Source organism: Streptomyces atriruber (genome assembly GCF_001418325.1).
Classification (GTDB): Bacteria; Actinomycetota; Actinomycetes; order Streptomycetales; family Streptomycetaceae; genus Streptomyces; species Streptomyces atriruber.
Genome location: NZ_LIPN01000199.1, coordinates 1 through 20,837, shown reverse-complemented (window position 1 = coordinate 20,837; position 20,837 = coordinate 1). Strand labels below are relative to the sequence as shown.

Sequence of the window (20,837 nt, the reverse complement as noted above, 5' to 3'; positions counted from 1 at the left end):
GCTCACAGTCCCAACCTGGTCCGGGCGTTGGTCCACGCCTCCGTGCAGTGCCGGGCCGTCTCGCCCTTGGCCTGCGCGGCGGTGAACAGCCGCGCGACGTGGTCCTCGGTAAGGCAGCCGCACCGGCCGTGCGTGGACAGCACGGCCAGGAACGTGCGGTAGACCGTCGTATGCACCGCGCTGCGAGCCTCGGTGATGCCCTGCTCGGCCATGGCGAGGCCGCGTTCCAGGAAGGCGGGCGTGCGGTGCCGGCACTGCACGCCACCGGCTGCGGCGGGCACCGTGACGGCCTGCGGGTCGGGCCGGATCGTGGCAGGTTCCTTGACGACCAGCGCGCGCACGACGTCCGGCAGGGGCGCCCTGGTGCCGATGCCGGTGCCGAGCCAGCGGGCGTAGGCCATCGTGGACTTGATGTCCACGCCGGGCCGCACGCCGTTGGCGGACTGCATGCGCCCGAGGTAGAGCCAGTGCTCGCCGCGCGTGGTGGACACGGTCTGTGTGGTGGGCAGGGTCTCGCGGGCCCACCTCACGGCGTCGGCGTCGTCGAGGTCGACGACGGTGAACCCGGCCCCGCCGGGGTGGTAAGCGACCGCGGCCGCCGTCGTCCACCCGCGCCGCCAGGGCCCGGAAGCGATGACGTCCGGGTCGATGCTTGCGGCGGCCCATGCGTGGCACGGGGCCGGGCAGGTGCAGGGGCCGGCGGTCTTCATGTTCGGCCGGCCGCCGCACACGTTACTCGCGCACCGGGGGCAGTTGCCGAACGGCACCTTCCCGGCCCGCAGCGGCAGTACGGGAATGCCGGATGCGGCGAGGTCGAGGGCGGTGCGCAGGTGCCCGGTCAGGCCGTCACCGGGGGTGGGGGCTCGCCGGATGTCGGCGGGTTGCGTCATGCTGGATTCCTCCAGTTCGTTACTGGCGTGCTGGATCACAAGGGCGGCCCCGCGACTTTGGCGAGACGTGAGGGGCCGCCTTTGGCGTTGCTCTACCGGTTGGCGGTGCGGCGACGGTAGGCGCGTTGGCGGCAGGCTGCAGAGCAGTACCGCGCAGGTCGTCCCGTGACGGGTCGCGGGACCGGGCGCTTGCATTCCGGACACCGCTTCCGTCGGCCCCGAGGGGCGGGCGTTTCGTCACGGGTTTCGTCACGCAGTTCCGGCAGCGGCGGCGCGTTGTGGGTGGTGATTTCCCACCGGGTGCGGGCCACGTTTTCGGTGCCGAGCGTGCGGCGGGGGCGGCTTGGGGCGTCCCAGCCAGGACGAGCGGGCAGTTCAGCGGCCTTGCGCCAACCGGCGGCGCGCAGGCTGGCGCCGCTTTCGCCGTCTTGGGTGTAGGTGATCGCGCGCCTGTAGCCCGCGCTGCGGGCCGTACGCCACGCAGCTGCGTAGAGGGCGGAGCAGGCGTTCGGTGTGCCGTCCGTGGCCAGTCGCGTGACCTCCACGGTGAGCCCGTTGTCAAGGTGCTTGCTGACGGGCCGACCGACGACGGCCACGCCAACGAGAAGGCCGTCACCGGTCCGAACTCCCAGGGAGAACTGATGCCCCTGCGGGGCTCCGTGGTGGCGGTGGATGCGGTCGACGTAGGCGCACGCGGCCTTGTACTTCATCGGGTGGATGTGCAGTTCCACTGCACCGGGCGGGGCGCTCAAGGGGCTACCCGCGGAAGTGGTTGCGCTTGATGACAGCCTTGCGGATGTTGACGACGGTGCCGCCGCCCCCGCGGGTGGAGCCGAGGACGACAGCGGCGATGTAGCCGCCGAAGACGACCGCGGCCAGAATGATGAGTTGCTGCACGAGCGCGGCGAGTGCGGCGATGAACGTGGTGAGCAGGACCAGCCCGCCGCACACCGCGCCGAACCCGATGCCGCCGAGCGCGATGTTCACCGCCGTACGCGAGACAGCAGTAGGCAACTCGGCCGCGGCCGGTGCCGGGGCTGTCGGTGCGGAGGTGAGGGTGTAGCCAGTGACCGTGCGGCCGTCGGGCAGCACGATCGACTGCACCGCGGGCACATTGCCAGGCTGCACGGGCACGAGTGGCGCCGCGAGCGGGGCAGCGGGCGTGATCGGTATGGGGTGGTGGACTTCGACGGCCGTAGGTCGCTCGGGATAGTTCACGGGACCTCCCAGGGGGTGAGCTGCCGCGGGCCCGCGTCGGGGTGTGACGCGGGCCCGCGCTCGGGTGTGACGATCAGGTGTGAGGCGGCGTTAGGCAGCGTTACGGCGTGGTGTGAGGGGTGCGTAACACCGCGTCTGCCTAGGGGTTTGGGTGTTAGGCGGCCGTAACGCGTTACGGGGTGTTAGGCCGCTGTGAGGGCGGGGACGATGCGCCACCGGCCGGTCTGGTTCGTCATCTCCAGACGGCCTTCCAGGGCGGCGTCCTTGAGCCGCAGGGAGACCCAGGAACGCGACAGGTGGTGGGCGTCGCACCACTCGGTGAAGTCCTTCGGGCCGACGACCATGCGCCCCTGGGACTCGAACTGCGCGAGCGCATCGGCGAACAGGCGACGCGCCTCCTCCGGGTCGGGCTTGCGGCCCTGCTCCTGCCCGAACATCGGGGTGTCGTCGCCCGGCTGGTTGGCGGGCAGTTCCTCTTCGGGGTCGATGTGCTCGTCCTCGGGGTCGACGCCAGAACCCTGTTCGTCGTCCATCTCGTCCTCCTCCGGAGCGTGCGCCGAACTGTCGGGCCGGGTGCGATCGGTGTAGGCGCGTCCAGCGACGCCTGCCGCCGCGTGCGCGGTGACATCGTCGATGGCCATGCGGATCCCAGCGAACTCGCGGTCGACCCATTCGAGGGTGACGGGGTCGTTGCGGAAGGTGCGGGCCGGATTGGCGTACAGCTCCTCTTCGACCCCTGCGGCCACCAGGTAGCAGTAGCCGGGCTTGCGGTTCTTCCACGCGCCGGGGTTGGCGCCCGCGTCCAACACGTCTTCCGGGAGCGCGAAGGAGGCGTCCCGCTCGTCCACCCCGAAGCACAGCGAGGCGGGCAGGGAGGCGCGGGTGTCGGTGCTGATCTGGTAGCCGCTGGCCCGCTGCATGGAGATGATCAGCGAGATACCCGCGGAACGGGCCTCCTGCGCAATCGTGGTGAACACGTCGTCGTCCAGCCGGGCCAGGGTGTTGGCGGCCTCCTCGAACCACGAGATCAGGTAGGCCATGCCGGGGCAGCCGCACGCCTTGCGGCCCTTGCGGCAGGAGTGCGCCGGGTCATTCTGCGTCTCGGCCGCTTCCGGGCACCATGCGCGGTAGCCGTGCGCCCCCAGCCAAGCAGTGCGCGCGGGGATGGCGGCCTTGACGGCCTCGATCATGATTTCGGTGTCCTGCGGGCTGAGGGCCACCCAGTCGCAGGCCGGGAAGATCTCCCCGAGGTCCTGGCCCTTCTTGACGTGGTCGGAGAGCCACACGGCCACGTCGCGGCGGGTCATGACCTCGGTGAGGATGTCCAGGGCGCCTTCGGTCTTGCCCGCTCCGGTCTGGCCCATGATGAGCAGATGGATGGCCTGCGGCAGCGTGAGCAGGAGGAGTGAGCCGTCGTCGTAGACGCCGATGACCAGCGGGTCGGCGATCGAACCGCCCGGCTTGGACGGGCCGGGATACCAGGTGACCTGCTTGAGCATGTCCTCCGGCACGATGACCAGTTCGCCGCGGCGGGCCGATTCGGGGTCGGGCCGGTAGCGCACCGCGTTGGGCGGCACATCCAACGCGCCGGCCAGCTTGGGCAGCGCCTTTGCCATGTCCTCGTTGGTCGCCTCCCCTGCCGGGAGCGCGTAGGGGGCGGTGACCCGGTTGGGCTCCACCTTCGCCGCACCCAGCTTCGTCCCGGCCAGGCCGACCTTCTCCAGCAGGCCCGCGTCCGCGCCTTCGCCCGAGCCGTCGGGGTTGTGGCGCATGAGCAGGCGCACGTTCCAGGAGAGCGCGACCGCGGGGCCGCCCATCAGGTAGAGGTCATCGAGCGGCCCCGCGGCGGGCCCGGCCAGGCACGCGGCCGTCAGCCACGCCGACCCGAGCCCCGTGGTCAGCGCCGTATGGAAACGGCGCTGCTTGCTGGTGGTCTTGCCGATCAGCCAGGCGCCGCCGGACAGCGCCACCGAAGTGAGGGTGAGGCCGACCGCGGCCGGGGTGCTCTCCTCCCACCGTAAATTGCCCAGCAGCCCGGCCAGACCGATGCCACCCACCCCGAGCCAGGGCGGGAGGTGCGGCTTGGCCCGGTGCAGCAGATAGGCGCCCACGCCCCCGCCGTCCGCGTTGCCGCGCTGGGCCTCCATCAGCTGGAGAATCTGAGCCTGCTCGTTGTCTGCGCGCTTCATCACGGGTGCTGCCTCCTTACTGCTGGGCCCAGTTCATGACCGGCTGCTGCGGCTTGCGGGCGCGGTGGCGCACGCGGTTGATCTCCTCCTCGTACTGCTGCTGGAAGGTCGAGTACGCCGCGGCGGCGTTCTTGGCCGCGGACTTCAGATCGTCGGAAGCCTTGTTGAGCTTGCGGGCCACCTTCGCCGCACGGATGCGCGAGCCGAACGCCTTGCCCTCCGGGTCGGGCACCGCGGCCAGCACACCCTTGAGGATCTCGGCGCCCATGGCCACCTCGATGGCCAGCGTCACCCCGGCGGCGCGCAGCGTGTTGCAGTAGTTGCGCACCTGCGCCGGGGAGGTGAACTCTGGCGAGGGCAGCAGGGAGTCGGAGCGGCCGGTGCCGTTGGCGCGGGCCGCACTCTTGTTGTTGTTCACGGTGACGTTGATCGGCGGGACGAAGCTGCCGCCCATCGCCCCGACGAATCCGCCCGCGGCGGCCCCGGCGTTGGCGAACTTGCCGGTCTTGGGGTCGTTCACCGACCGCGCCGGGCGCTGGGCGTTGGTGTTGCGTGCCATCAGGCAGTCTCCTCAGGGATCAGTGCGTGCGGCGGATGACGAGCCAGGCGGTCTGTGCGGTGATCAGGGTGAGCAGCCAGAGCAGTTCCAGCGGGCCCGCGAGCGGCCCGAAGGCCGCGGCGAGGGCCAGCCAGGCGGTGGTGGCGGTGGCGAGCAGGGTCAGGCCGATGCGCCAGCCCAGGACGCCGCGGTCGGCGGCGGGGCGACGGCGCTGGGTGATCAGCAGCCACCCGAGAGGGCCCGCGGCCAGCGGGGCGAGCAGCAGCCCGGACCACCAGGCCAGCACATGCAGCAGCGCGGTCACCGGGAATGCGGCCAGGGCCACGCCGAGCGGCGCGAGCGCGCGACGGTGATCCCACAGCAGCTCTCCGAGGAACCCCGCGAACCGGGCGGTCAGGGAGGGGCGTTCAGGTACGACCACGATGAACGGCTGAGCGGAACGGCGCCCGCGCTGGCGGGGGATGCGGACGGTGGTAGCCCCGGCAGGCACCTTCGCGGTGCGCGCGCGGGAACGGGTGCGGCTGGACACGGCAGATCTCCTCACGGCACGGGATGGTCAGGCGGCGCACTGTTCTTCGGGGTAGGCGCAGGGCACGCACATGCCAAGTACGGCGGGGATGACGTATCCGGCATCCGTGAGGCACTGCGGGCAGGTGCGGCGGGCGGCGTTGGCCTTGGCCAGCGCGGTGCGCTTGGCCAGCGTCAGCGGCCGTACCGGCTTGGCGCGGTCGATGCGGTAGAGGTAGGCGATCAGCGGGCCGCGCCGGTAGCGCGGGCGCTCGACCTGTGCGACCACGTCCTGGCCGCCGGGCCGCAGCCCCAGGGCGCGCAGTTGCCGACGCGTGGCCAGGCCCTCGGGGGCCAGTCGCCAGGTGTAGACCGGTAAGGCGGCCATCACCGGCTCGCGATGGCGAGTTCAGCCCCGGTATGGCTCGGGTCGCGGTGATCGGCGTAGCGGGAAGAGACCCAGCCCACCGACCAGCCGCACAGCTCCGCCGCCGCTCGCACCGACAGCCCAGCATGGAACGCGGCCGTCACGATCCGGCGCGCCTCGTCCTCGGGCAGCTTGCCCTGCGCGGGCCCGCGCTCCAGCAGCGCGTCGCGCTCGCGGGCCAACCGCTCTTGCTGTTCATGCTGTTCACGCGCCGCTACTTCCGCACGCTGTCGCTGCTCGTCCGCAGCCCGTTCGCGAGCCTGGTGTTCAAGGCGTTCACGTTCGTGTTCACGGTGTTCACGCTCGCGTTCACAGCGTTCACGGATCTCCCGCTCGGCAGCCGCCGCGCGCTCGCGCTCCTCGCGCTCCTCGCGGCGCCGGGCAGCCTCCTGCTCCGCCTGCTCGCGGGCGAGTGAGGCTTCGTGCTCGCGCTGTTCACGGGCCAACTGCGCGGCATGCTCGCGCTCCTCGCGGGCATCCTGGCGTACCTGCTCGGCTCGCTCGCGGGCCGCCTGTTCGTGCTGCTCGCGTTCGGCTTTCTGCTCGGCTTCCAGCGCGGCTACGGCGGTGGCGATGGCGCGGCGGTAGGCGAGGCTGGTCTCCGCCGTGACGATCAGCAGGAGCGGTGCCACGGAGTGGACGGCCACGCCGACCAGGTCTTTCCTCAGTGCGGAGTCGGCGGTGTTGAGGGCGAGCGTCATCAGGCCGGTCATCCAGCGCAGCACGATGGGCCAGCGCCCGCCGTGCCCGCCCAGACGAGCCAGCACGTCATCGAGCTTGACCACGATGACCACCGCGGCATCCACCACCAACGGGAGGATCGGCGCCGTCCAGTGCCACCGGTCGGCCGTGTGCTCGGCCATCAGCGGGGTGACAGTGAGGATGGAGTAGAGCATCGCCCCGCACACGATCAGCCACGTGCCACCGGACAGCGCCTTCTCTGCTGAACGGGTCTGAACACTGTTCACGCCGCACCCCCCACCGGCTCCGGAGCGGGCGCGAACGCCCGGCGGAACCCGTTCGAGATGGCGTCGTAGATGAACGCCTCAACCCGCCATTCGACCTCGCAGGCACGGCGTTCATCACAGGGCGCCCAGCGGTCGGCGGTCAGCCCGTGCGTGGCGGTGTCGCCCTTGGCTTCCTCGCGCGAGCGGTAGATGGTGTGCGGCTCGCCGTAGTGGAGCAACACCGTGAGCGTCTGCCCTTCCAGCGGCTCACGGTCCAGCTCTTCCCGCAGGCGGCGGATCTCGATGCGCCGCAGGAGGAGTTCCTCCTGCGCTACGGCCAGCTCATCCAGCGCGTGAGCCAGGATCTCGCCCACCTCAGCCGTGGTCACCTCCGCCCGCTCCGCGCGATCGGTCACGGCGTACAGCTCCCGGACATGGCGGCCGAACGCCTCGTTCGCCGCCGCGGTGACCTGACGAGCACGCTCGTCAGCCGCAGCCTCGCCCCGCACAAGCTGCTCGACGCGGGCCTGGGTGACGATGCGGATCATGCGGCATCACCCTCCGGGACAGCGGTGCCGCGGTTGGCGACCTCCACCCGAGCCGCCAGCACCCTGTTCGCCGCACGGCGCAACCGGCGCTCCTCCAGCGGCGTGGCCGGCCGGTCCAGCAGAGCGATCTGCACGTCCAGCAACTCCAGCTCCGCCGCGATCAGCGGCGCCTCGTCCTCAATGGCGTCCAGCTCCGCATCCGTGGGCTCCATGAACGGAGCGAGCGCGGTAACACCGTCCTGAACAGTCACGATGTGCTTCATGGGTCGTGTCTCCCTGGTAGTAGGCAACGGCCCGAACGGCGCCCCGGAGTAGCCGCTCCGGGGCGCCCGCCGTTGGAAGGAAGAGCCGCTGTCACAGCGGCACGGCCGTCATCGCGACGGCCACAGAGCCCCAACCGGGAGTCGAACCCGGCCAGGGCGACGAAGAATTGAGGCGCGGCTTCACCGCTCTCCGTTGCCACGGAAAGCGGCCCCGAGCCGCGAGGATCGGGTGCGTCATCGTCACTGCTCTGACGCCAGCAGGGCGGCGCGTACCAGGTGGCACACCTCGGGCCGACCTCCCGTGAGGGAGGGACGGCCCCGAGGGGCGTTCTCCAGAGCTGACACGCGGGACAGGACACGTTCACCTGCCGCGAAGGGGCCGCCGGACGACATCACCCGGTCGTCACGGGGACAGGGACTTTCACCCCGTCGACTTGGCACACTGTTCAGTTCTCAAGCAACGCATTCGCTTCCTTCGAGGCAACCCGCCTGATACGGACCCCTCCGGGCGTTGGCGCAGGTCAAGCAGTCATGCATCCACGCCTCGCATTCATGCGAGTCATGTAGTACATGTCTCTCACCGTGGCAGATCGGTCCCGCGTCGTCAACCTTCGGATTGCTTGATGCCGGAACTGCCGCCCTCGATCAGCGACATGACCAGCTTGGCAACGAAGTACCGGACGTTGGACTCCGTGCATGTACGACTTGCATCCGACTCGCTAGGGTCGAAGTCGTCCCAGAACGTCCCAGACGGGGGAGGTCGTATGGCGAACGAGAGGCTCCGCGGGGCGATCGTGGAGAGTGGCCTCAAGTTGGAGCAGGTGGCGGCACGTATCGGGGTATCCCCCAAGACCGTGGACCGCTGGGTGTCCGAACCAAACCGCAAGCCCTACAGGCGATTTCAGTACGCGGTCGCCTCGATGCTCCAGCGCGAAGTCTCGTACCTCTGGCCGGACGAGCGGACCTCTGAGGAGGTCACCGCCTCCAGCGACTCGGAGGTGATGAAGCTCTATCCTCATCGCTCCGTCGTTCCGCCAGACACCTGGACGAAGCTGTACGCCGACGCGACAACGCACTTCGACGTGCTGGTCTACTCCGGATTTTGGCTAACCGAGGACGCACGATTCCACCGGCTCGTACGAGAGAAGTCTGCCGCCGGCGTGCCCGTGCGGTTCATGCTCGGCGACCCCGATAGCGCGGCCGTCGCCGTCCGCGGCGACGATGAGGGCATCGGAGCAGCCATGGCAGGCAAAATCCGCAACGCTCTCATGAATTACGCGCCGCTCTTCCGGCTTCCGAATGTGGAGTTCAGGCTCCACGACACGACTCTCTACAACTCCATCTACCGGGCAGACAACCAGCTGTTAGCAAACGGGCACGTCTACGGCGTAGGCGCCTACATGGCGCCCGTACTCCACCTTCAGCGCATCCCCGGCGGCGAACTCTTCGACACGTACACAGAGAGCGTGGAACGCGTGTGGGAATCCGCACAACGGATCACATCGCCAACCGACCACGAAGGCGCCACAGCATGAGTCGTACCGATCACTTCCGTGACCCGAATGCCCCCGCAGCCAACTCGGTCGTTCCGTCCGTCACTGCGGTGGTCCGCAACGCGCAGGGAAACGTTCTGCTCATCCACAAGACCGACAACGGACTGTGGGCACTTCCCGGTGGCGGCCACGACGTCGGGGAGAGCGTGGAGCAGACAGTCGTACGCGAGGTTGCCGAAGAGACCGGAATTGCTGTCGTCGTGGAGGACATCGTGGGTCTCTACACCGACCCACAACACGTCATCGCCTACGACGATGGCGAAGTCCGCCAGCAGTTCTCAATCTGCTTCCACGCTCGTCCTGTCGGCGGCAGTCTCCGCACTAGCTCCGAATCCAAAGAGGTCCGCTGGGTCTCCCCCGCGGACCTCGACACGTTGGACATTCACCCGTCCATGCGACTCCGGATCACCCACGGTCTCGACGACTCGCGGACCGCTCCCTACATCGGCTGATTCGCCTGCTCCGCAGACGAAAGACGCCCCTCCACGCGATGCACTGCGGCGTGAATCTCCGGGGCGGCGCGCTGGATGAAGCGACCCACGATGGTGTCTGGCCCGTAGCGCCCTACGATCTCGGCAACCCGAGCGTTGGACGTCGTGTGACCACCGTCCGGCGTGGTCGTCATGTCGCAGAAGATCAGCGCGTCCACCAGAGCGGGGTGCTCCAGCTCGAATTCGCCCTCTAGCTCCTCTCGGAGCCCTCGCTCCTCCGCCTCCAGCAGGGCGCACGAGTGATGCGCCACGAGGCAGACAACTCGCTCATCCACGCCTTCCTGGTCACGAAGGAAACGGGCACCATCGAGCGGGTGGAAGCCGGTGGAGGCGATCCGCGGCGAGTAGCCGATGTCGTGGAGGACTGCCGCGGACTCCATCAGGGCTGCGTCGTCACCCAGGATCGACTGCAGGGAACGCGCCCGCTCAGCAACTCCGAGCGAGTGCGACCAGCGCCGCGGCAGCGGTTCAGACAGAAGCGATTCGGCGAGGCCGTAGGCGCGCTCAGTGAGATCCATGGTGCCCAAGGCTACGAGGCTTCCTGCCCCGTCGGGAGAGCGCGAACCTGCCGCCGGCGGTTCGGGCCCATCTCGATGAGGCCCCGCCCCTCCAGCAACGCAAGAGCGGAACGCACTGCCGTACGGGACACCCCGAACTCATCGCACAGTTCCTTCTCGGAGGGGAAGGAAGTTCCAACCACGACGCCCTCTCGGCGGAGGAGGTCCGTCACCTTCTCCACGAGCGGTCGGCGGTCGCCAGTACCTGTCACGAACCAGCCCGCGCCCTGCACAGACTCGATGACGCCGTCGGTCTTAAGCGTCTTGAGTGCGCGGCCGATCGTAGAGCGGCCCACACCGAAGGTGCGCATTAGCTCCGCTTCGGAAGGGAGCGAATCGCTGATCTTTCCCTTCTCGATCTGCTGTCGCAGAGACTCCGAGATCTGCAGGTACGTACCTCGCGGACTGGGCTGCGGCACGTGGCCTTCCCTCCATCAGTTTCAGACTCGCTTCCCATCGTTGCATGTCAGCTTCAACGCCTACATGCGGTGCACGCTCGGAGGTGACGCCCCATACCTCTCCTGCTTCCCACATCGGCTTACGCTTCACGCCATCGTCTCGGCTAGTACATCCCGACAACCGCCCATGACCTACTTCAACAACCCGCGGGTAAGTCTCGCGATGAGTCGTAGAGCCAATCTTGCTCGCCAGCTTCTAGTACGGCTAACCGAAGTAGGGAAACGCAATGATCTACGCACGGCATCGGACTCAGCAGCCAGTTTGCTTGTCTCGCTCGGTGCTACCAAAGCAACGACTCCGAGCGCCCGAATCACGAGCGCCGCTGTAGGCGCATCCACTTCTTGGACAAAACCATGCGCACCGAGATTTCTTAGATTCTTTCCAGACGGAAGCAACAATGCGCGCAGGAATGATGACCAATCGGGGTCAAACCCATGCTTTTCTAGCTGGGGCAGCATAAATCCGAGACCGGGAAACTGACCCGGCGCTCTCCCCTCTTCAACCCTATAAATAGGCTCATCAAGCAGAAGGCAAAGGGACCGGACTGCGGCCTCGACCCTTGGCATCGCAACTTGCACGCACGCAAGATACTCTTCTCGCCAGAAAAGACTCAAACTCAATGCCAGCGACGCACAGAGGCCCGAGTCGGAACCATACGTTTCCGTGAACCAACCGTGCAGAGTATCGACCTCGGGAACTCCATGACGTGCCTTCATACGGTGGAGCGCCGCAGCAAGCATCTCACCATTGAACCCCATCGCCATCGCTTCAACGGTCCCCACCTGCTGCTCCAATTTCTCAGAATCTGCAGAATAGGATTGTTGCGGCAATCCATGCGCCCCGTACCTCATGGATCCGAACATGCCAAAAAGGGACCCTGTAAGTATATTTCTAGCAGTTTCCTCGTTTGTGCTGCGCGAACCGCTGGGCGCAAAAGTATTGAAGTACTTGGCGAGAGACTCGAACAGGTAGGATCTATCGAAGCCGCGCAGATACGACTCGATATCGCTCGCCCGCATTCCAGATTCGGACGAGATTGTCACCCAGTTGAAAGACCCCTGATCGACCGACTGAATTCTTCTAACAGCCTCATCGTGTTGATCATCAAGGTGATACTGGCGCGCAAACTTTGCCGCCTGATCCAATCTATGCATTTTTACGAGTGCATCGCTCGTTCCGTCTGCTTCCGCCAGCATATTGTCGACAGTCAACCTGAGGGCGCGGTCGACTAGGCTGACGTCACGGAGGCAGTTCCTAGCAATATCTGCAAGCTGAAGGGACAAATAGTCGGCCTGATACCTCTCGAATGCAGCGAACAAGAGCTGCACCGATTTCGATGCATCGTCGCGCGTCGCGTCGAGACCGGAGGCAACCGAAAGAGGCTCCCTCAATAGGCATGGAAGCAGGGGAATTACCGCACCGGGAACAAACGCAGCAGAGTTGAGGGCATCGTCAGCAAATACTTCCATGGCAGTAATTACTGTTGTCTCCAGGTCGTGCGCCCGAATCGAGCGCATCAATGTCCACGCCCTTACCAGCATCTCACCCTTGTGGAGGACGTTAAAGCCTCCCTCCTTCGCACTAACGTAACCATCAACCGCCTCACGGGCATACAGGTGAGACTTTCCGTAGCGCACGGTGAAAAGAATATCTGCCAGCAAGGCAGTCAATTCTGGGTGACGCGATTGCGACAGTAGATTTGCCCAGAGTTCCTTCACTTCAGAATCGACTTGCTTCAGGGGGCGCGGCCAATAGGTTTGCCCGGAGTCATCCACGTCCCGAGGCTCGATCTGACTTCCCGCTTTACCTGCATCCCCCCGATCCAACTCAATTCTGTAGTAAAAGGTCGACGCGACTTCTCGCACCTCCGCCTCAAGTCGCCGATCATCTACCCCTCTAGATTTGTCGAAAATTCGGGACGCAATGTCATCGTAGCTGTCAGCACCCGCATAAGCTTCCTCGATCCACTCTATGTAGACAGGAATGCGCTGTTCGTCATAGCTGAATGAGACAGCCTCAGACGCGCCACCGCCAGTCATGCAGAATTCACATCCCATCAAATTGCGATCCGGGAGAGTGCGAATCGTTCATCAATTAAGTACACGATTTAAGAGAAGTGGGCATCAACGTAGACCATGTAGCGACGCACCTATTCAGGCGCATACTCGAACACTACATGCCTGACGCCTCCGATTTCTGCGGTCTTGCTAGTGCGTCGGTAACGCTCATTGGCCCCGGTCGCACCATTCAGGAACCACAAGTACTTCTGATTATCGTCGACCATGAGTGTTACATTCAGCCCACTGTTGGGACCATTGCGGCAGTTTAGGGTAACCATAGACTTTGTGCTGCCGATTCCCGATTCGCCATCATGCGCCGGCTCTGGGGCCTCGCTCATAGTCCTCTTAAAGGCGCCGGAGGGCCCTTCAGGGCTCAGATACCTCTGCGGTGGCTGACTGACCTGTATCTCACGGTCTCGAATCGCAGGCAGCTCTACTCCGTCCAAGGGGTCATCACCGGGGTGGTGGAAAAGCTCCCTGCGCGCATTGTCTGCGAAACGCTGATTTAGCTCTTTAGCTAGCTTGGTGTGGGCCCGAACGAAGAAGTCATCGTGCCCTGGTGATGCCATAAGGATGGCTGCCCGTCGATCGATGGGCACAAGGATCGCGGCTGCATTACCGATTCCCACCCCGAACCAGCGCGGCACGTCGTTATCACGCACTAGCGTGACCGGATGGTCAGGGATGAGCAGTGGGCGGCGCTCGAACCTGATCAGCCCCCAGGAGCGCGTCATGAATACTTCATACGCCGTCTTCATGGACTCCCCCATCAACGCCATGTGGTCGTTGACGGAGATCTCGGCATAGTAGCTGTCGAAGTCGGTCACCTCCTCCCACAGAGCATCGACATCTTCATCCGATACAGGCCCGGATGCGGTCTCTTTAAGACGCCTGCGGATTCCAGGCTTTCCCTCCATCGCGATCAATACCTTGCCGAGGTGGTCGGCCACTTCATTGTGCGCCGCGCGGGCAGCGGGAATCCTCGCATGCTGCGCCGCAATACATTCGGCAAGGACGGCTCGTTCTTCTGTCGGCAACGGCCACGCCCCGCCGATAACTCTGCGTATGACCGTCGCAGCCTTACTCTCCAGCTCTGCAAGCAGATCCTCTACGGTGTCGTCAAGCTGACCTGAAGCATCCCGCATCGAGTAAAAATCCCGGCGAATAGTGACGTCAGCGATCCCGACCACCCGCCGCTTGCCACCGTTGAGAGGGACGCGCACGATCCGCTCGCCCTCGGCGAAACGCCGCAACAGCAGACGCGGCACCGTGTGGTGGCGACGCTTCAGCTTCTGCTCACCGGAGGAATCGCTCATGGTAAGACGATACGGGCGCCCTCTGGGATCGTCATGACCTTTTCGCTATGGCCATGACCTTGCCTGTCGTCGGTGGTTTCGTGGTCGCCGAGTCCGCCGAAGTCCAGCGGTGTATCGCTGCACGAGAACGGTGGAACCCCACCTTCCGGTGAATAGATGGTGGAGTGGAAGGGCCCGCCCCGGCCAACGGGTACTCCGTCGCAGGTCAGAGTCACACGATCCGTCAAGAGGATCAGTCTCTTCTAGACGCCTGCTTCCTCGGCACGCCTCTGTCCAGGTTGGCCGTCTAGCTGCAGTCGGCTACCGCGCGACTGGACCTAGCCCTCGAGCGGGGAGACCAGCGTTTGGAGAAAGTCCTGCGTGATCGCATCCGTTGAGTAAAGGCGCGTGCCTCGGCTGCCTCGGGTGGCCAGTACGCGGTAGGTGTTGAGCGCGTACTGCAGGTAGCGGTGTGGTGGGAGGTCGCGTAGCTGGGAGTCGTGGCTCTCCTCAGGCTGGGCGACCCACCGGTCACCTCGCCGAACCAGGTCCCCGCCCATGATCACGGCGTTGTAGGCGTACTCCATGCCCTGAGCTGTGTAGATGCAGCCGACCTGGTCGTGTCCACCCGCGTCGGTGGCCCAGAAGGGGCGGGCCGGTACCTCGGGGTGGTCGAAAGCAGGCTCATCAGCACGGGCGTTCCACGGGCGTGCCCAGTTTTGTGGCCCCGCAGGGCCATCCCAGGCGATCGACACTTCCGACAGGAGGGGTGGCGTCGGTGGGGAGTCCCATGGCCAGCAGAAGCCGGCCGTCACTCGGGCGGTCCGGCCACCGCGGATGTGTTCAGCAACCCAGTAGTCGAGCCGCTCGGGGTCTGCTGAGACTGCCAGGTCGTAGTCGCCGCCCTCCCAGACCGAGGCGGCGCCTTCGGGCCAGAAGAGGTGATCGACCCACTGTTGGTAGGCGCGTGAGCCGTTGCAGCGGAACTGGCTGACTAGGTCGATGTGGGCGAAGGAGAATCCGTTCTGTTGCGCGTGCTGTTGGAGCTGCTTGAAGGTAACGCCTTCGGTCGGTCGCACGATCTGTCGTTCGTCCAGGAACAGCACCGTCACTGCGGCCTGGTCGAGGAGTTTCCCCAGGATCACCGGAAATGCACCCTTCCGGTGATGGTCGGGATAGGTACGGGCGCGGTGCGCCTCGTCCAGCAGGACCACGCTTTCATCTGTGATCCGGGCCGGGACCTTGTTGAGAAACGTGGCGATGAGACCTCGGAAGTCGTCACCGACCGTCCTGCGCAGCTGTCGCGTGAGCGTCCCAGACGGGGACAGCAGCCTCGGGTTGCCGCCGAGTTGTTTACACAGGTCACCCAGCAATCGGCAGGCAATGACGGTCTTGCCGGTGCCCGGCCCACCGGTCACGACGACGACACTCTTGGTGCCCCGCTCGCGAGCGGCATCCACAGCGTGCAGGACTTCCTGGCGGGCCAGGTCTTGGTCTCCGATGAGGGCGAAGGCATCACGGCCTTCGATGACCTCTCCGGCTCGCTCCAGGAGCGCTGGTGAGGGGCGGTGCTCGACATGGAGGAAGCGTTCTACGTCCTCCTGGCCGGGAGGGCTCAGCTCAGCGCAACCGAGCCGCTGGGCCAAGGCCTGGGCGGTCGGCTGCGGGGTGAGATCGTCACGCCCCAACACCGGGTAGGCACTGGCTGGGCCGCGAGCGGCCGCTGCGCGAAGGGCGCCGATCAGCTCGGCGGGAGCGTCGTGGAGTACCACGGTGCCGCGGGAGGTCAGTGGGAAGTCATCGCGGCTCACCCACTGCTGCAGATAGTGCACGTAGCCGCCCACTTGGCGGGCGGGGTGTTGCACGACGCGCTCTCCAATGCGGACCATCCCAGGCCGGGCGGAGCTTAGTTGGGCACGCGTCCACTGCTTCAGCTCGATCGCGACAGCGCACAGACGCCCGTCGGCGTCCTTGCCCAGGAGCAGGGCGTCGATGCGTTCGCCGGTGGCGGGCAGCGAGTATTCCAGCAATAGGTACACGTCGTTCAGCCCGGCATCACAAAGGATCGAGACGAGGACCGGCCAGCTGCGGCGCCAACTGCGCACTTCCTCCGCGCTGGGCGCTACCCCGAACACCTTTGTAAAGCGTTGTTCGGCCGCGGCGACGAATGCTTCATCGCCCACGCCTCGGGCCGCCTCGGCCACCGTGCCCCCGTAGAGATGCATACGCGATCTATATCAACCCCAACTGACAAGCAGCACATGAGGCTTTGGCGGAACCGACAATGTCAGTGGCATCTGATACAGCTGTGGCCATGACCTTGACGTCTCTGCAACAAGCCTTGGCTCAGTTCGCCGTCGAACGCGATTGGGAGCAGTTCCACACCCCGAAGAACCTTGCGATGGCGCTGGCCGGTGAGAGCGGGGAGTTGCTGGAAATCTTCCAGTGGCTGACGCCGCAGCAGTCCGCGCAGGTGATGCAGAGCAACGCGCGTGCCCTGCAGGTACGCGAGGAGATGGCGGACGTCCTGGCGTACCTGTTGAGACTGGCAGACGTCCTCGACGTCGATCTCGAACAGGCGTTGACTGACAAGATCGAGAAGAACCGTGGCAAGTACCCGGTGCATCTGGCGCGGGGCAAGGCCGACAAGTACACACAGTTGGGGGGATGATCCACGTCATGCGCATCGTGATGCAGCCGGCACGCCGGTCGGAGAAAGACGTCGAGCAGCACTACCAGGACACGATCGTCCATCCCGTGGTCTTCGACGACCACGCGGACCTCCTCGACGCAGCGACCATCGACCATCTCAAGCAGCTCTTCCCCGATGGCCGGGCCCAGATGTGGGGCGTTGTGCCAGGCAAGAAGAACGTCAACGTCTCCCGGATCAAGAAGATGCACCCCGGCAACTGGGTGTTCTTCAGCGGCGACAAACGGCTCTACTTCGGCGGCACCATCGCCCTGATGTGGCGCAACAAGGAACTGGCCACCCGGCTGTGGGGCACCGACCCGGCCGGCAGCACCTGGGAGTACATGTACGCCCTCTCCGGCACCCGCGGGTTCGACATACCTGTCGAGGAAGTCCGCACCCTGCTCGGCTGGAACCCCAACCGCAACATCATGGGCATCTCCGTGCTCAGCGAGGGGGAGAGCGACACGCTCCAGACCCTGCTGACTCTCGATCCCGCAACGGCAGCGTTGGAACCGCTCGACACGGTCCAGGAAGAGGCCGCCGTGGCGGCCTTCGACGGGGAACTGGAACGCACGGCGCAACGCGCACAGCGGGGCGAGCAGACCGCGCTGAAGAGGCGCCTCCTGCAGGGATCCACGGGGCAGTGCGCACTGTGCGGGCGAACCCTGCCGGGCGCCTTCCTGATTGCCGCGCACATCAAGAAGCGCGCAATGTGCAGCGACGACGAGAAGCGGGACTTGGGCAACATCGCCATGCTGGCCTGCACCTTCGGATGCGACGCCGTATACGAACACGGTTACGTGACGGTCGGAGCCGGAGGCACCCTTCAGGTAAGCCCAATGGCTACAGAATTTCCCGAAGTCGCCGCATACATCGAGGAGAAGCTCGCGAACCGAACCGTCAGCTGGTGGACTCCGAGCCGAGAGTCGTACTACGGATGGCACCGCGCTCACACCTACAAGAATGCTCCGCCAGCATGACAGCCGACCCCATCAACGCGATAGGTCCACGATGTGAGGACCCAGAATCTGCGGAAGAACAAGTCGGAGAGGCCTACCTCGCCTGGCAAGCTTCCCTACGGGCATTGACCAGGAATGCTTCTGCCCTGGAGCTCTGGCAGGAGCATCGGTACCGATTCGCGCACAGAGTCCGCTTGGCCCTGCTGACCGCCACGTCCGCAGGGTCAGCCGGCGTAGCGGGGGCCGTCGTGTACGGCATCTATACAGCGGCGGGGCTCTGCTACATCGGCCAGACGCACGAGGCGGAACGCCGCCTCGGCGATCTACCGGTTGGAGAGAGCCATCATCTGGGCAACACGCTGCCTCCCGAGTTGTGGGATCGGGTCGTCGTGTTGCGCTGGCCTGCTCTCCTCTCGATGGTTCCAGTCAATGAGCGCTCTACGGTCGAAGAGATAGGCAACGAGATATGCGGTCTCGCCCTTGAGCACGCGCTACAGGTAGCAAACGCACCTTTGTTAAACCTTCGGCGACGCGGCCGTGACGGAGAGTGGCGGCAAAGGAATCTAGAGACAAGCCGGTCGCGCGGTGCAGTCCAAATTGGGCGCCTTCCCCACCTTTGCGAGATTGCCTTGTCTACGTGGCAGGATCTCGCATCAGCCAAGATTCCTGCCAATGAGTTCGTACGTGATACATCAGCGGGTCGGATCGTCCTGCCTGTACGGATCAACAGGGCTTCATGACTGGCTGACGCCCTCCGGACACTCCCCGACCTTCGCAGTACCCCTCACCTCCTACCCCATCCACCACCGCTGTCATGGGAGTGGGGTACCAGGCAGACGACGTGGACTGACGGCTTGGACCGCTTCGCCATACCGGAGCGGCCCCCTCCGGTGGATACGCGGTGACATCGACGGCCGCGGCACCTCAACCAATGCAACACCGCAGGTCAAGCTCTTGACCGAATGGAAGAGGATCACTCTCTTCTAAGCGCTTGGCCGCAGGTTCGAGTCCTGCCGGGGGCGCCTCTCTGAGGCCCTGCTTCGGCAGGGCCTTTCCGCTGCCCAGGTGCCCTTTTCGTACCGATGCGAAAGCCCCTGCCACTCCCCGAGGCCGACGAGCGGTTGCCGTCCCTACGGCCGCTCCCTACGGCCGCTCCGTACGGCCGTGACGGCACAGCCGGGTCGCACTAGGCTCCGCCCCACAACGGGGTGGTGGCCATGACGCAACCGGATCCTTCGGATCGTCGCATCAGGGACAGTCTGACCCAGGCGGGCGAGCGGGTCGACGCGCGGCTGGTGGAGTTCATTCGCTGGTATCAGCTTCGGCCCAGGCGGGCGCCGGGCGAGGATGCCGCGGATCAGGATGGAGAGCCGGATTCGAGGAAGTGGGGCGCGGTGGGGCGCGCCACCATCGTGTTGGGGCTCGCCCAGGCCGGTCTGCCCGCTGTGGCGATCATGGGCCTGTACACCGCACTGGCCAACGTCGAGGAGACCCAGGCCACGATGCTCAAGTCGCTCGACAAGAAGGCCTCGCTCCTTCTTGACGGTCCGCTGCGCACGGCCCAGCTGCTGATGCACGAAGCGGCACGCATCGGCTTGTCCGATCCCCGTTACGCCGCGACGCTGCAGCAGGCGTGGGATCGGTTCTTCGATGCGTACGGCTTGGCGGGCTCGCCGCAGAGCCGAGCGGTCGTCCAGATGCACCTGGGCCAGGTGAGCCTGCTGCTCGGTCGGCACGAGGATGCCGCCCACTGGATGATGGAGAGCTACCGCTGTGCCCGCCAGGCCATCGAGGTGCTTGCGGCAGGGTCCAACGACGGACGGGTTCTGCGCAGCAAGTGGGGCACAGCAGCGAGCGTCTACGTCTCCCCGGTGGGCCTCGCGGTCTTCGCCCGCAAGCTGGGGAAGATACGGAAGGCGCAGCACTCCCTTGAGGCGACCCGCTCGTACGTGGAGTTCGTCAACGCGGTCGCGGCCGGCGTCAATGCCGTCTCCACGCACGCCGTTGCGGCCGGTCTCACTGTCGAGCAGCTCTCCCTCAACGAGTTCGTCATTCGGGAAGTGCCGGAAACGCCGGAAGCGCCGTCGACCTAGCGTGGTCAGGCGGTTGGCGGGGGCGGGCGGTCAGCAGGTCACTTCTGCTTGACCGGCGGGCACGTGCCCGTGTCCTCGCCGATCGAGTTGATCTCGGCGTTCGAGCGGGAGTCGCCCGCGTAGTCGACCTGGTCCGTGCACTTCTTGTCGGGGTCCTTCTGCGTGCCCGTCGGCTTCTCGGACCTCTGGACCGGCGGGCAGGTGCCCGTGTCCGCGCCGATGGAGTTGATCTCGGCGTTCGAGCGCGGGTCGCCCGCGTAGTTCAGCTGATCCGTGCACTTCGTGTCGGACTTGGCGGGCGTGCCCGACGGCTTGCCGTCGTCCTTCGCCGTGTCGGGCTGCGAGGCGTTCGCGCCCGACGACGCGCTGCTCTTGGAAGAGGACGCGTTGTCGGCGCCGTCGTTGTTGCCGTTGCATGCCGTCAGTGCCAGGGCGAGGGCCACTGCGGTCATGGTCAGCGCCGAGATCTTCCGAGTGCGCATTCTGGTGTGTCCGTCCTCTGCGTGGGGGGGCGCCGCTCCTGGGGAGCAGGCGGGTGCGTGAACTGGGCGGTTGTTCGTCCGTGTCGCTTTCTGTCCTGTCAGACAGTCAGCGCGGTTGCCTCAGTTTCATCTTGATCGTTCTCGGGACACGTTCGTGACATGACAGGCGTCGTGTCGTGCGAACTGCGATGTCCCGCTCGGGGTTTCCGTGCGCGGCGCCCGACCGTACGGTGACCGGATGACGTCGATCAAGAAGTTCCAGGTGACCTTCGACTGCGCGGAACCCGAGCGCCTCGCCCGCTTCTGGTGCGAGGTGTTGGGTTATGTCGTACCGCCGCCGCCGGACGGGTTCGACACCTGGGACGACTTCACTCGCTCGCAGCCGCCGGAACAGCGGGATTCCTGGTTCGCCTGCAGTGATCCCTCGGGCGTGGGCCCTCGGTTGTACTTCCAGCGCGTCCCCGAGGGGAAGGCCGCCAAGAACCGGGTCCACCTCGATGTGCGGGTCGGCACGGGGCTCGTGGGTGCGGAGCGCCTCGCCGTGCTCGAGGCCGAGTGCGCGCGGCTGGTTCCGCTCGGGGCCGTGCACGTGCAGACGCTGTACGACGGCAATGACTCGTGCATCCCGATGCTGGACATCGAGGGCAA

General features: G+C 65.9%; 22 protein-coding genes. 6 read left to right on the top strand and 16 right to left on the bottom strand.

Going from position 1 to position 20,837, the window contains the following annotated elements; genetic code table 11:
- Window positions 1-2: 2 nt before the first annotated feature.
- From AOK03_RS21770 to AOK03_RS21730, 10 genes are all read right to left on the bottom strand, one after another.
- Window positions 3-890: a bifunctional DNA primase/polymerase gene (locus tag AOK03_RS21770; protein WP_055566996.1), complete on the bottom strand. Its 888-nt coding sequence runs from the start codon at window positions 888-890 to the stop codon at window positions 3-5.
- A 92-nt stretch (window positions 891-982) separates the two neighbouring features.
- A complete protein-coding gene (locus tag AOK03_RS41100) occupies window positions 983-1,621 on the bottom strand; it encodes an XF1762 family protein (protein ID WP_208609569.1) in 639 nt (212 codons plus the stop codon).
- Window positions 1,622-1,646: 25 nt separating this feature from the next.
- Window positions 1,647-2,108 carry a hypothetical protein gene (locus tag AOK03_RS21765; protein ID WP_055566995.1) on the bottom strand — a complete coding sequence of 154 codons (462 nt, stop codon included), beginning with the start codon at window positions 2,106-2,108 and terminating at the stop codon, window positions 1,647-1,649.
- Between the two features lie 182 nt (window positions 2,109-2,290).
- Window positions 2,291-4,297, bottom strand: a complete 2,007-nt coding sequence (gene traB / locus AOK03_RS21760; protein ID WP_425264398.1) for a plasmid transfer protein TraB — start codon at window positions 4,295-4,297, stop codon at window positions 2,291-2,293.
- A 16-nt stretch (window positions 4,298-4,313) separates the two neighbouring features.
- Entirely contained in the window at window positions 4,314-4,856 is a 543-nt protein-coding gene (gene traA, locus AOK03_RS21755; protein WP_055566994.1) for a plasmid transfer protein TraA, read from the bottom strand.
- Window positions 4,857-4,875: 19 nt separating this feature from the next.
- Window positions 4,876-5,385, bottom strand: a complete 510-nt coding sequence (locus AOK03_RS21750; protein WP_055566993.1) for a hypothetical protein — start codon at window positions 5,383-5,385, stop codon at window positions 4,876-4,878.
- A 27-nt stretch (window positions 5,386-5,412) separates the two neighbouring features.
- Window positions 5,413-5,751, bottom strand: coding sequence for an RRQRL motif-containing zinc-binding protein (locus tag AOK03_RS21745; protein WP_055566992.1), 339 nt, complete (start codon window positions 5,749-5,751; stop codon window positions 5,413-5,415).
- Complete coding sequence (locus tag AOK03_RS21740; protein WP_055566991.1) at window positions 5,751-6,758, bottom strand: hypothetical protein; 1,008 nt, start codon at window positions 6,756-6,758, stop codon at window positions 5,751-5,753. The genes AOK03_RS21745 and AOK03_RS21740 overlap by 1 nt, the downstream gene beginning before the upstream one ends.
- On the bottom strand, window positions 6,755-7,285 hold the full coding sequence (locus tag AOK03_RS21735) for a hypothetical protein (protein ID WP_055566990.1): 531 nt from the start codon (window positions 7,283-7,285) through the stop codon (window positions 6,755-6,757). Before AOK03_RS21735 ends, AOK03_RS21740 begins: the two co-directional genes overlap by 4 nt.
- Entirely contained in the window at window positions 7,282-7,548 is a 267-nt protein-coding gene (locus AOK03_RS21730; RefSeq protein ID WP_055566989.1) for a DUF6284 family protein, read from the bottom strand. Before AOK03_RS21730 ends, AOK03_RS21735 begins: the two co-directional genes overlap by 4 nt.
- A gap of 764 nt (window positions 7,549-8,312) precedes the next feature.
- On the opposite strand from AOK03_RS21730, the gene AOK03_RS21725 reads away from it, so the two are divergent.
- Both AOK03_RS21725 and AOK03_RS21720 read left to right on the top strand, forming a co-directional pair.
- Complete coding sequence (locus AOK03_RS21725) at window positions 8,313-9,083, top strand: helix-turn-helix domain-containing protein (protein WP_055566988.1); 771 nt, start codon at window positions 8,313-8,315, stop codon at window positions 9,081-9,083.
- On the top strand, window positions 9,080-9,553 hold the full coding sequence (locus AOK03_RS21720) for an NUDIX hydrolase (RefSeq protein WP_055566987.1): 474 nt from the start codon (window positions 9,080-9,082) through the stop codon (window positions 9,551-9,553). The genes AOK03_RS21725 and AOK03_RS21720 overlap by 4 nt, the downstream gene beginning before the upstream one ends.
- Here the strand turns inward: AOK03_RS21720 and AOK03_RS21715 are convergent.
- The 5 genes from AOK03_RS21715 to AOK03_RS21705 all read right to left on the bottom strand — a co-directional run bounded on the left by AOK03_RS21715 (window position 9,541) and on the right by AOK03_RS21705 (window position 16,188).
- Window positions 9,541-10,110 (bottom strand): HD domain-containing protein, encoded by a 570-nt coding sequence (locus AOK03_RS21715; RefSeq protein ID WP_208609568.1) that lies wholly within the window; start codon window positions 10,108-10,110, stop codon window positions 9,541-9,543. The two genes, AOK03_RS21720 and AOK03_RS21715, sit on opposite strands and share 13 nt — an antisense overlap.
- An 11-nt stretch (window positions 10,111-10,121) precedes the next feature.
- Window positions 10,122-10,568: a GntR family transcriptional regulator gene (locus tag AOK03_RS21710; RefSeq protein ID WP_055566985.1), complete on the bottom strand. Its 447-nt coding sequence runs from the start codon at window positions 10,566-10,568 to the stop codon at window positions 10,122-10,124.
- 171 nt (window positions 10,569-10,739) lie between these two features.
- Window positions 10,740-12,647, bottom strand: a complete 1,908-nt coding sequence (locus AOK03_RS42690; RefSeq protein WP_157869037.1) for a hypothetical protein — start codon at window positions 12,645-12,647, stop codon at window positions 10,740-10,742.
- 110 nt (window positions 12,648-12,757) lie between these two features.
- Window positions 12,758-13,984, bottom strand: a complete 1,227-nt coding sequence (locus AOK03_RS41095; protein WP_079074873.1) for a DUF4238 domain-containing protein — start codon at window positions 13,982-13,984, stop codon at window positions 12,758-12,760.
- A gap of 317 nt (window positions 13,985-14,301) precedes the next feature.
- Window positions 14,302-16,188, bottom strand: a complete 1,887-nt coding sequence (locus AOK03_RS21705; RefSeq protein WP_055566984.1) for a DNA/RNA helicase domain-containing protein — start codon at window positions 16,186-16,188, stop codon at window positions 14,302-14,304.
- An 89-nt stretch (window positions 16,189-16,277) separates the two neighbouring features.
- On the opposite strand from AOK03_RS21705, the gene AOK03_RS21700 reads away from it, so the two are divergent.
- The 3 genes from AOK03_RS21700 (at window position 16,278) to AOK03_RS21690 (ending at window position 19,707) form a co-directional block, all read left to right on the top strand.
- On the top strand, window positions 16,278-16,634 hold the full coding sequence (locus AOK03_RS21700) for a nucleotide pyrophosphohydrolase (protein ID WP_055567001.1): 357 nt from the start codon (window positions 16,278-16,280) through the stop codon (window positions 16,632-16,634).
- Complete coding sequence (locus AOK03_RS21695; RefSeq protein WP_244177693.1) at window positions 16,631-17,635, top strand: hypothetical protein; 1,005 nt, start codon at window positions 16,631-16,633, stop codon at window positions 17,633-17,635. The genes AOK03_RS21700 and AOK03_RS21695 overlap by 4 nt, the downstream gene beginning before the upstream one ends.
- Window positions 17,636-18,831: 1,196 nt before the next feature.
- Entirely contained in the window at window positions 18,832-19,707 is an 876-nt protein-coding gene (locus AOK03_RS21690) for a toprim domain-containing protein (RefSeq protein ID WP_055566982.1), read from the top strand.
- A 38-nt stretch (window positions 19,708-19,745) separates the two neighbouring features.
- Here the strand turns inward: AOK03_RS21690 and AOK03_RS21685 are convergent, their stop codons facing one another.
- On the bottom strand, window positions 19,746-20,189 hold the full coding sequence (locus AOK03_RS21685; protein ID WP_055566981.1) for a hypothetical protein: 444 nt from the start codon (window positions 20,187-20,189) through the stop codon (window positions 19,746-19,748).
- A gap of 238 nt (window positions 20,190-20,427) precedes the next feature.
- Here AOK03_RS21685 and AOK03_RS21680 point away from each other — a divergent pair.
- Window positions 20,428-20,837: VOC family protein (locus tag AOK03_RS21680; protein ID WP_055567000.1), on the top strand; the 410-nt coding region annotated here is incomplete at its 3' end.

Bases quoted from the DNA above. Each gene is read 5' to 3' on its own strand.
- AOK03_RS21770 (WP_055566996.1), bottom strand. From the start codon at position 890: ATGACGCAACCCGCCGACATCCGGCGAGCCCCCACCCCCGGTGACGGC.
- traB (WP_425264398.1), bottom strand. From the start codon at position 4,297: ATGAAGCGCGCAGACAACGAGCAGGCTCAGATTCTCCAGCTGATGGAG.
- traA (WP_055566994.1), bottom strand. From the start codon at position 4,856: ATGGCACGCAACACCAACGCCCAGCGCCCGGCGCGGTCGGTGAACGAC.
- AOK03_RS21745 (WP_055566992.1), bottom strand. From the start codon at position 5,751: ATGGCCGCCTTACCGGTCTACACCTGGCGACTGGCCCCCGAGGGCCTG.
- AOK03_RS21735 (WP_055566990.1), bottom strand. From the start codon at position 7,285: ATGATCCGCATCGTCACCCAGGCCCGCGTCGAGCAGCTTGTGCGGGGC.
- AOK03_RS21730 (WP_055566989.1), bottom strand. From the start codon at position 7,548: ATGAAGCACATCGTGACTGTTCAGGACGGTGTTACCGCGCTCGCTCCG.
- AOK03_RS21725 (WP_055566988.1), top strand. From the start codon at position 8,313: ATGGCGAACGAGAGGCTCCGCGGGGCGATCGTGGAGAGTGGCCTCAAG.
- AOK03_RS21720 (WP_055566987.1), top strand. From the start codon at position 9,080: ATGAGTCGTACCGATCACTTCCGTGACCCGAATGCCCCCGCAGCCAAC.
- AOK03_RS21715 (WP_208609568.1), bottom strand. From the start codon at position 10,110: ATGGATCTCACTGAGCGCGCCTACGGCCTCGCCGAATCGCTTCTGTCT.
- AOK03_RS42690 (WP_157869037.1), bottom strand. From the start codon at position 12,647: ATGACTGGCGGTGGCGCGTCTGAGGCTGTCTCATTCAGCTATGACGAA.
- AOK03_RS41095 (WP_079074873.1), bottom strand. From the start codon at position 13,984: ATGAGCGATTCCTCCGGTGAGCAGAAGCTGAAGCGTCGCCACCACACG.
- AOK03_RS21705 (WP_055566984.1), bottom strand. From the start codon at position 16,188: ATGCATCTCTACGGGGGCACGGTGGCCGAGGCGGCCCGAGGCGTGGGC.
- AOK03_RS21700 (WP_055567001.1), top strand. From the start codon at position 16,278: ATGACCTTGACGTCTCTGCAACAAGCCTTGGCTCAGTTCGCCGTCGAA.
- AOK03_RS21695 (WP_244177693.1), top strand. From the start codon at position 16,631: ATGATCCACGTCATGCGCATCGTGATGCAGCCGGCACGCCGGTCGGAG.
- AOK03_RS21690 (WP_055566982.1), top strand. From the start codon at position 18,832: ATGACGCAACCGGATCCTTCGGATCGTCGCATCAGGGACAGTCTGACC.
- AOK03_RS21685 (WP_055566981.1), bottom strand. From the start codon at position 20,189: ATGCGCACTCGGAAGATCTCGGCGCTGACCATGACCGCAGTGGCCCTC.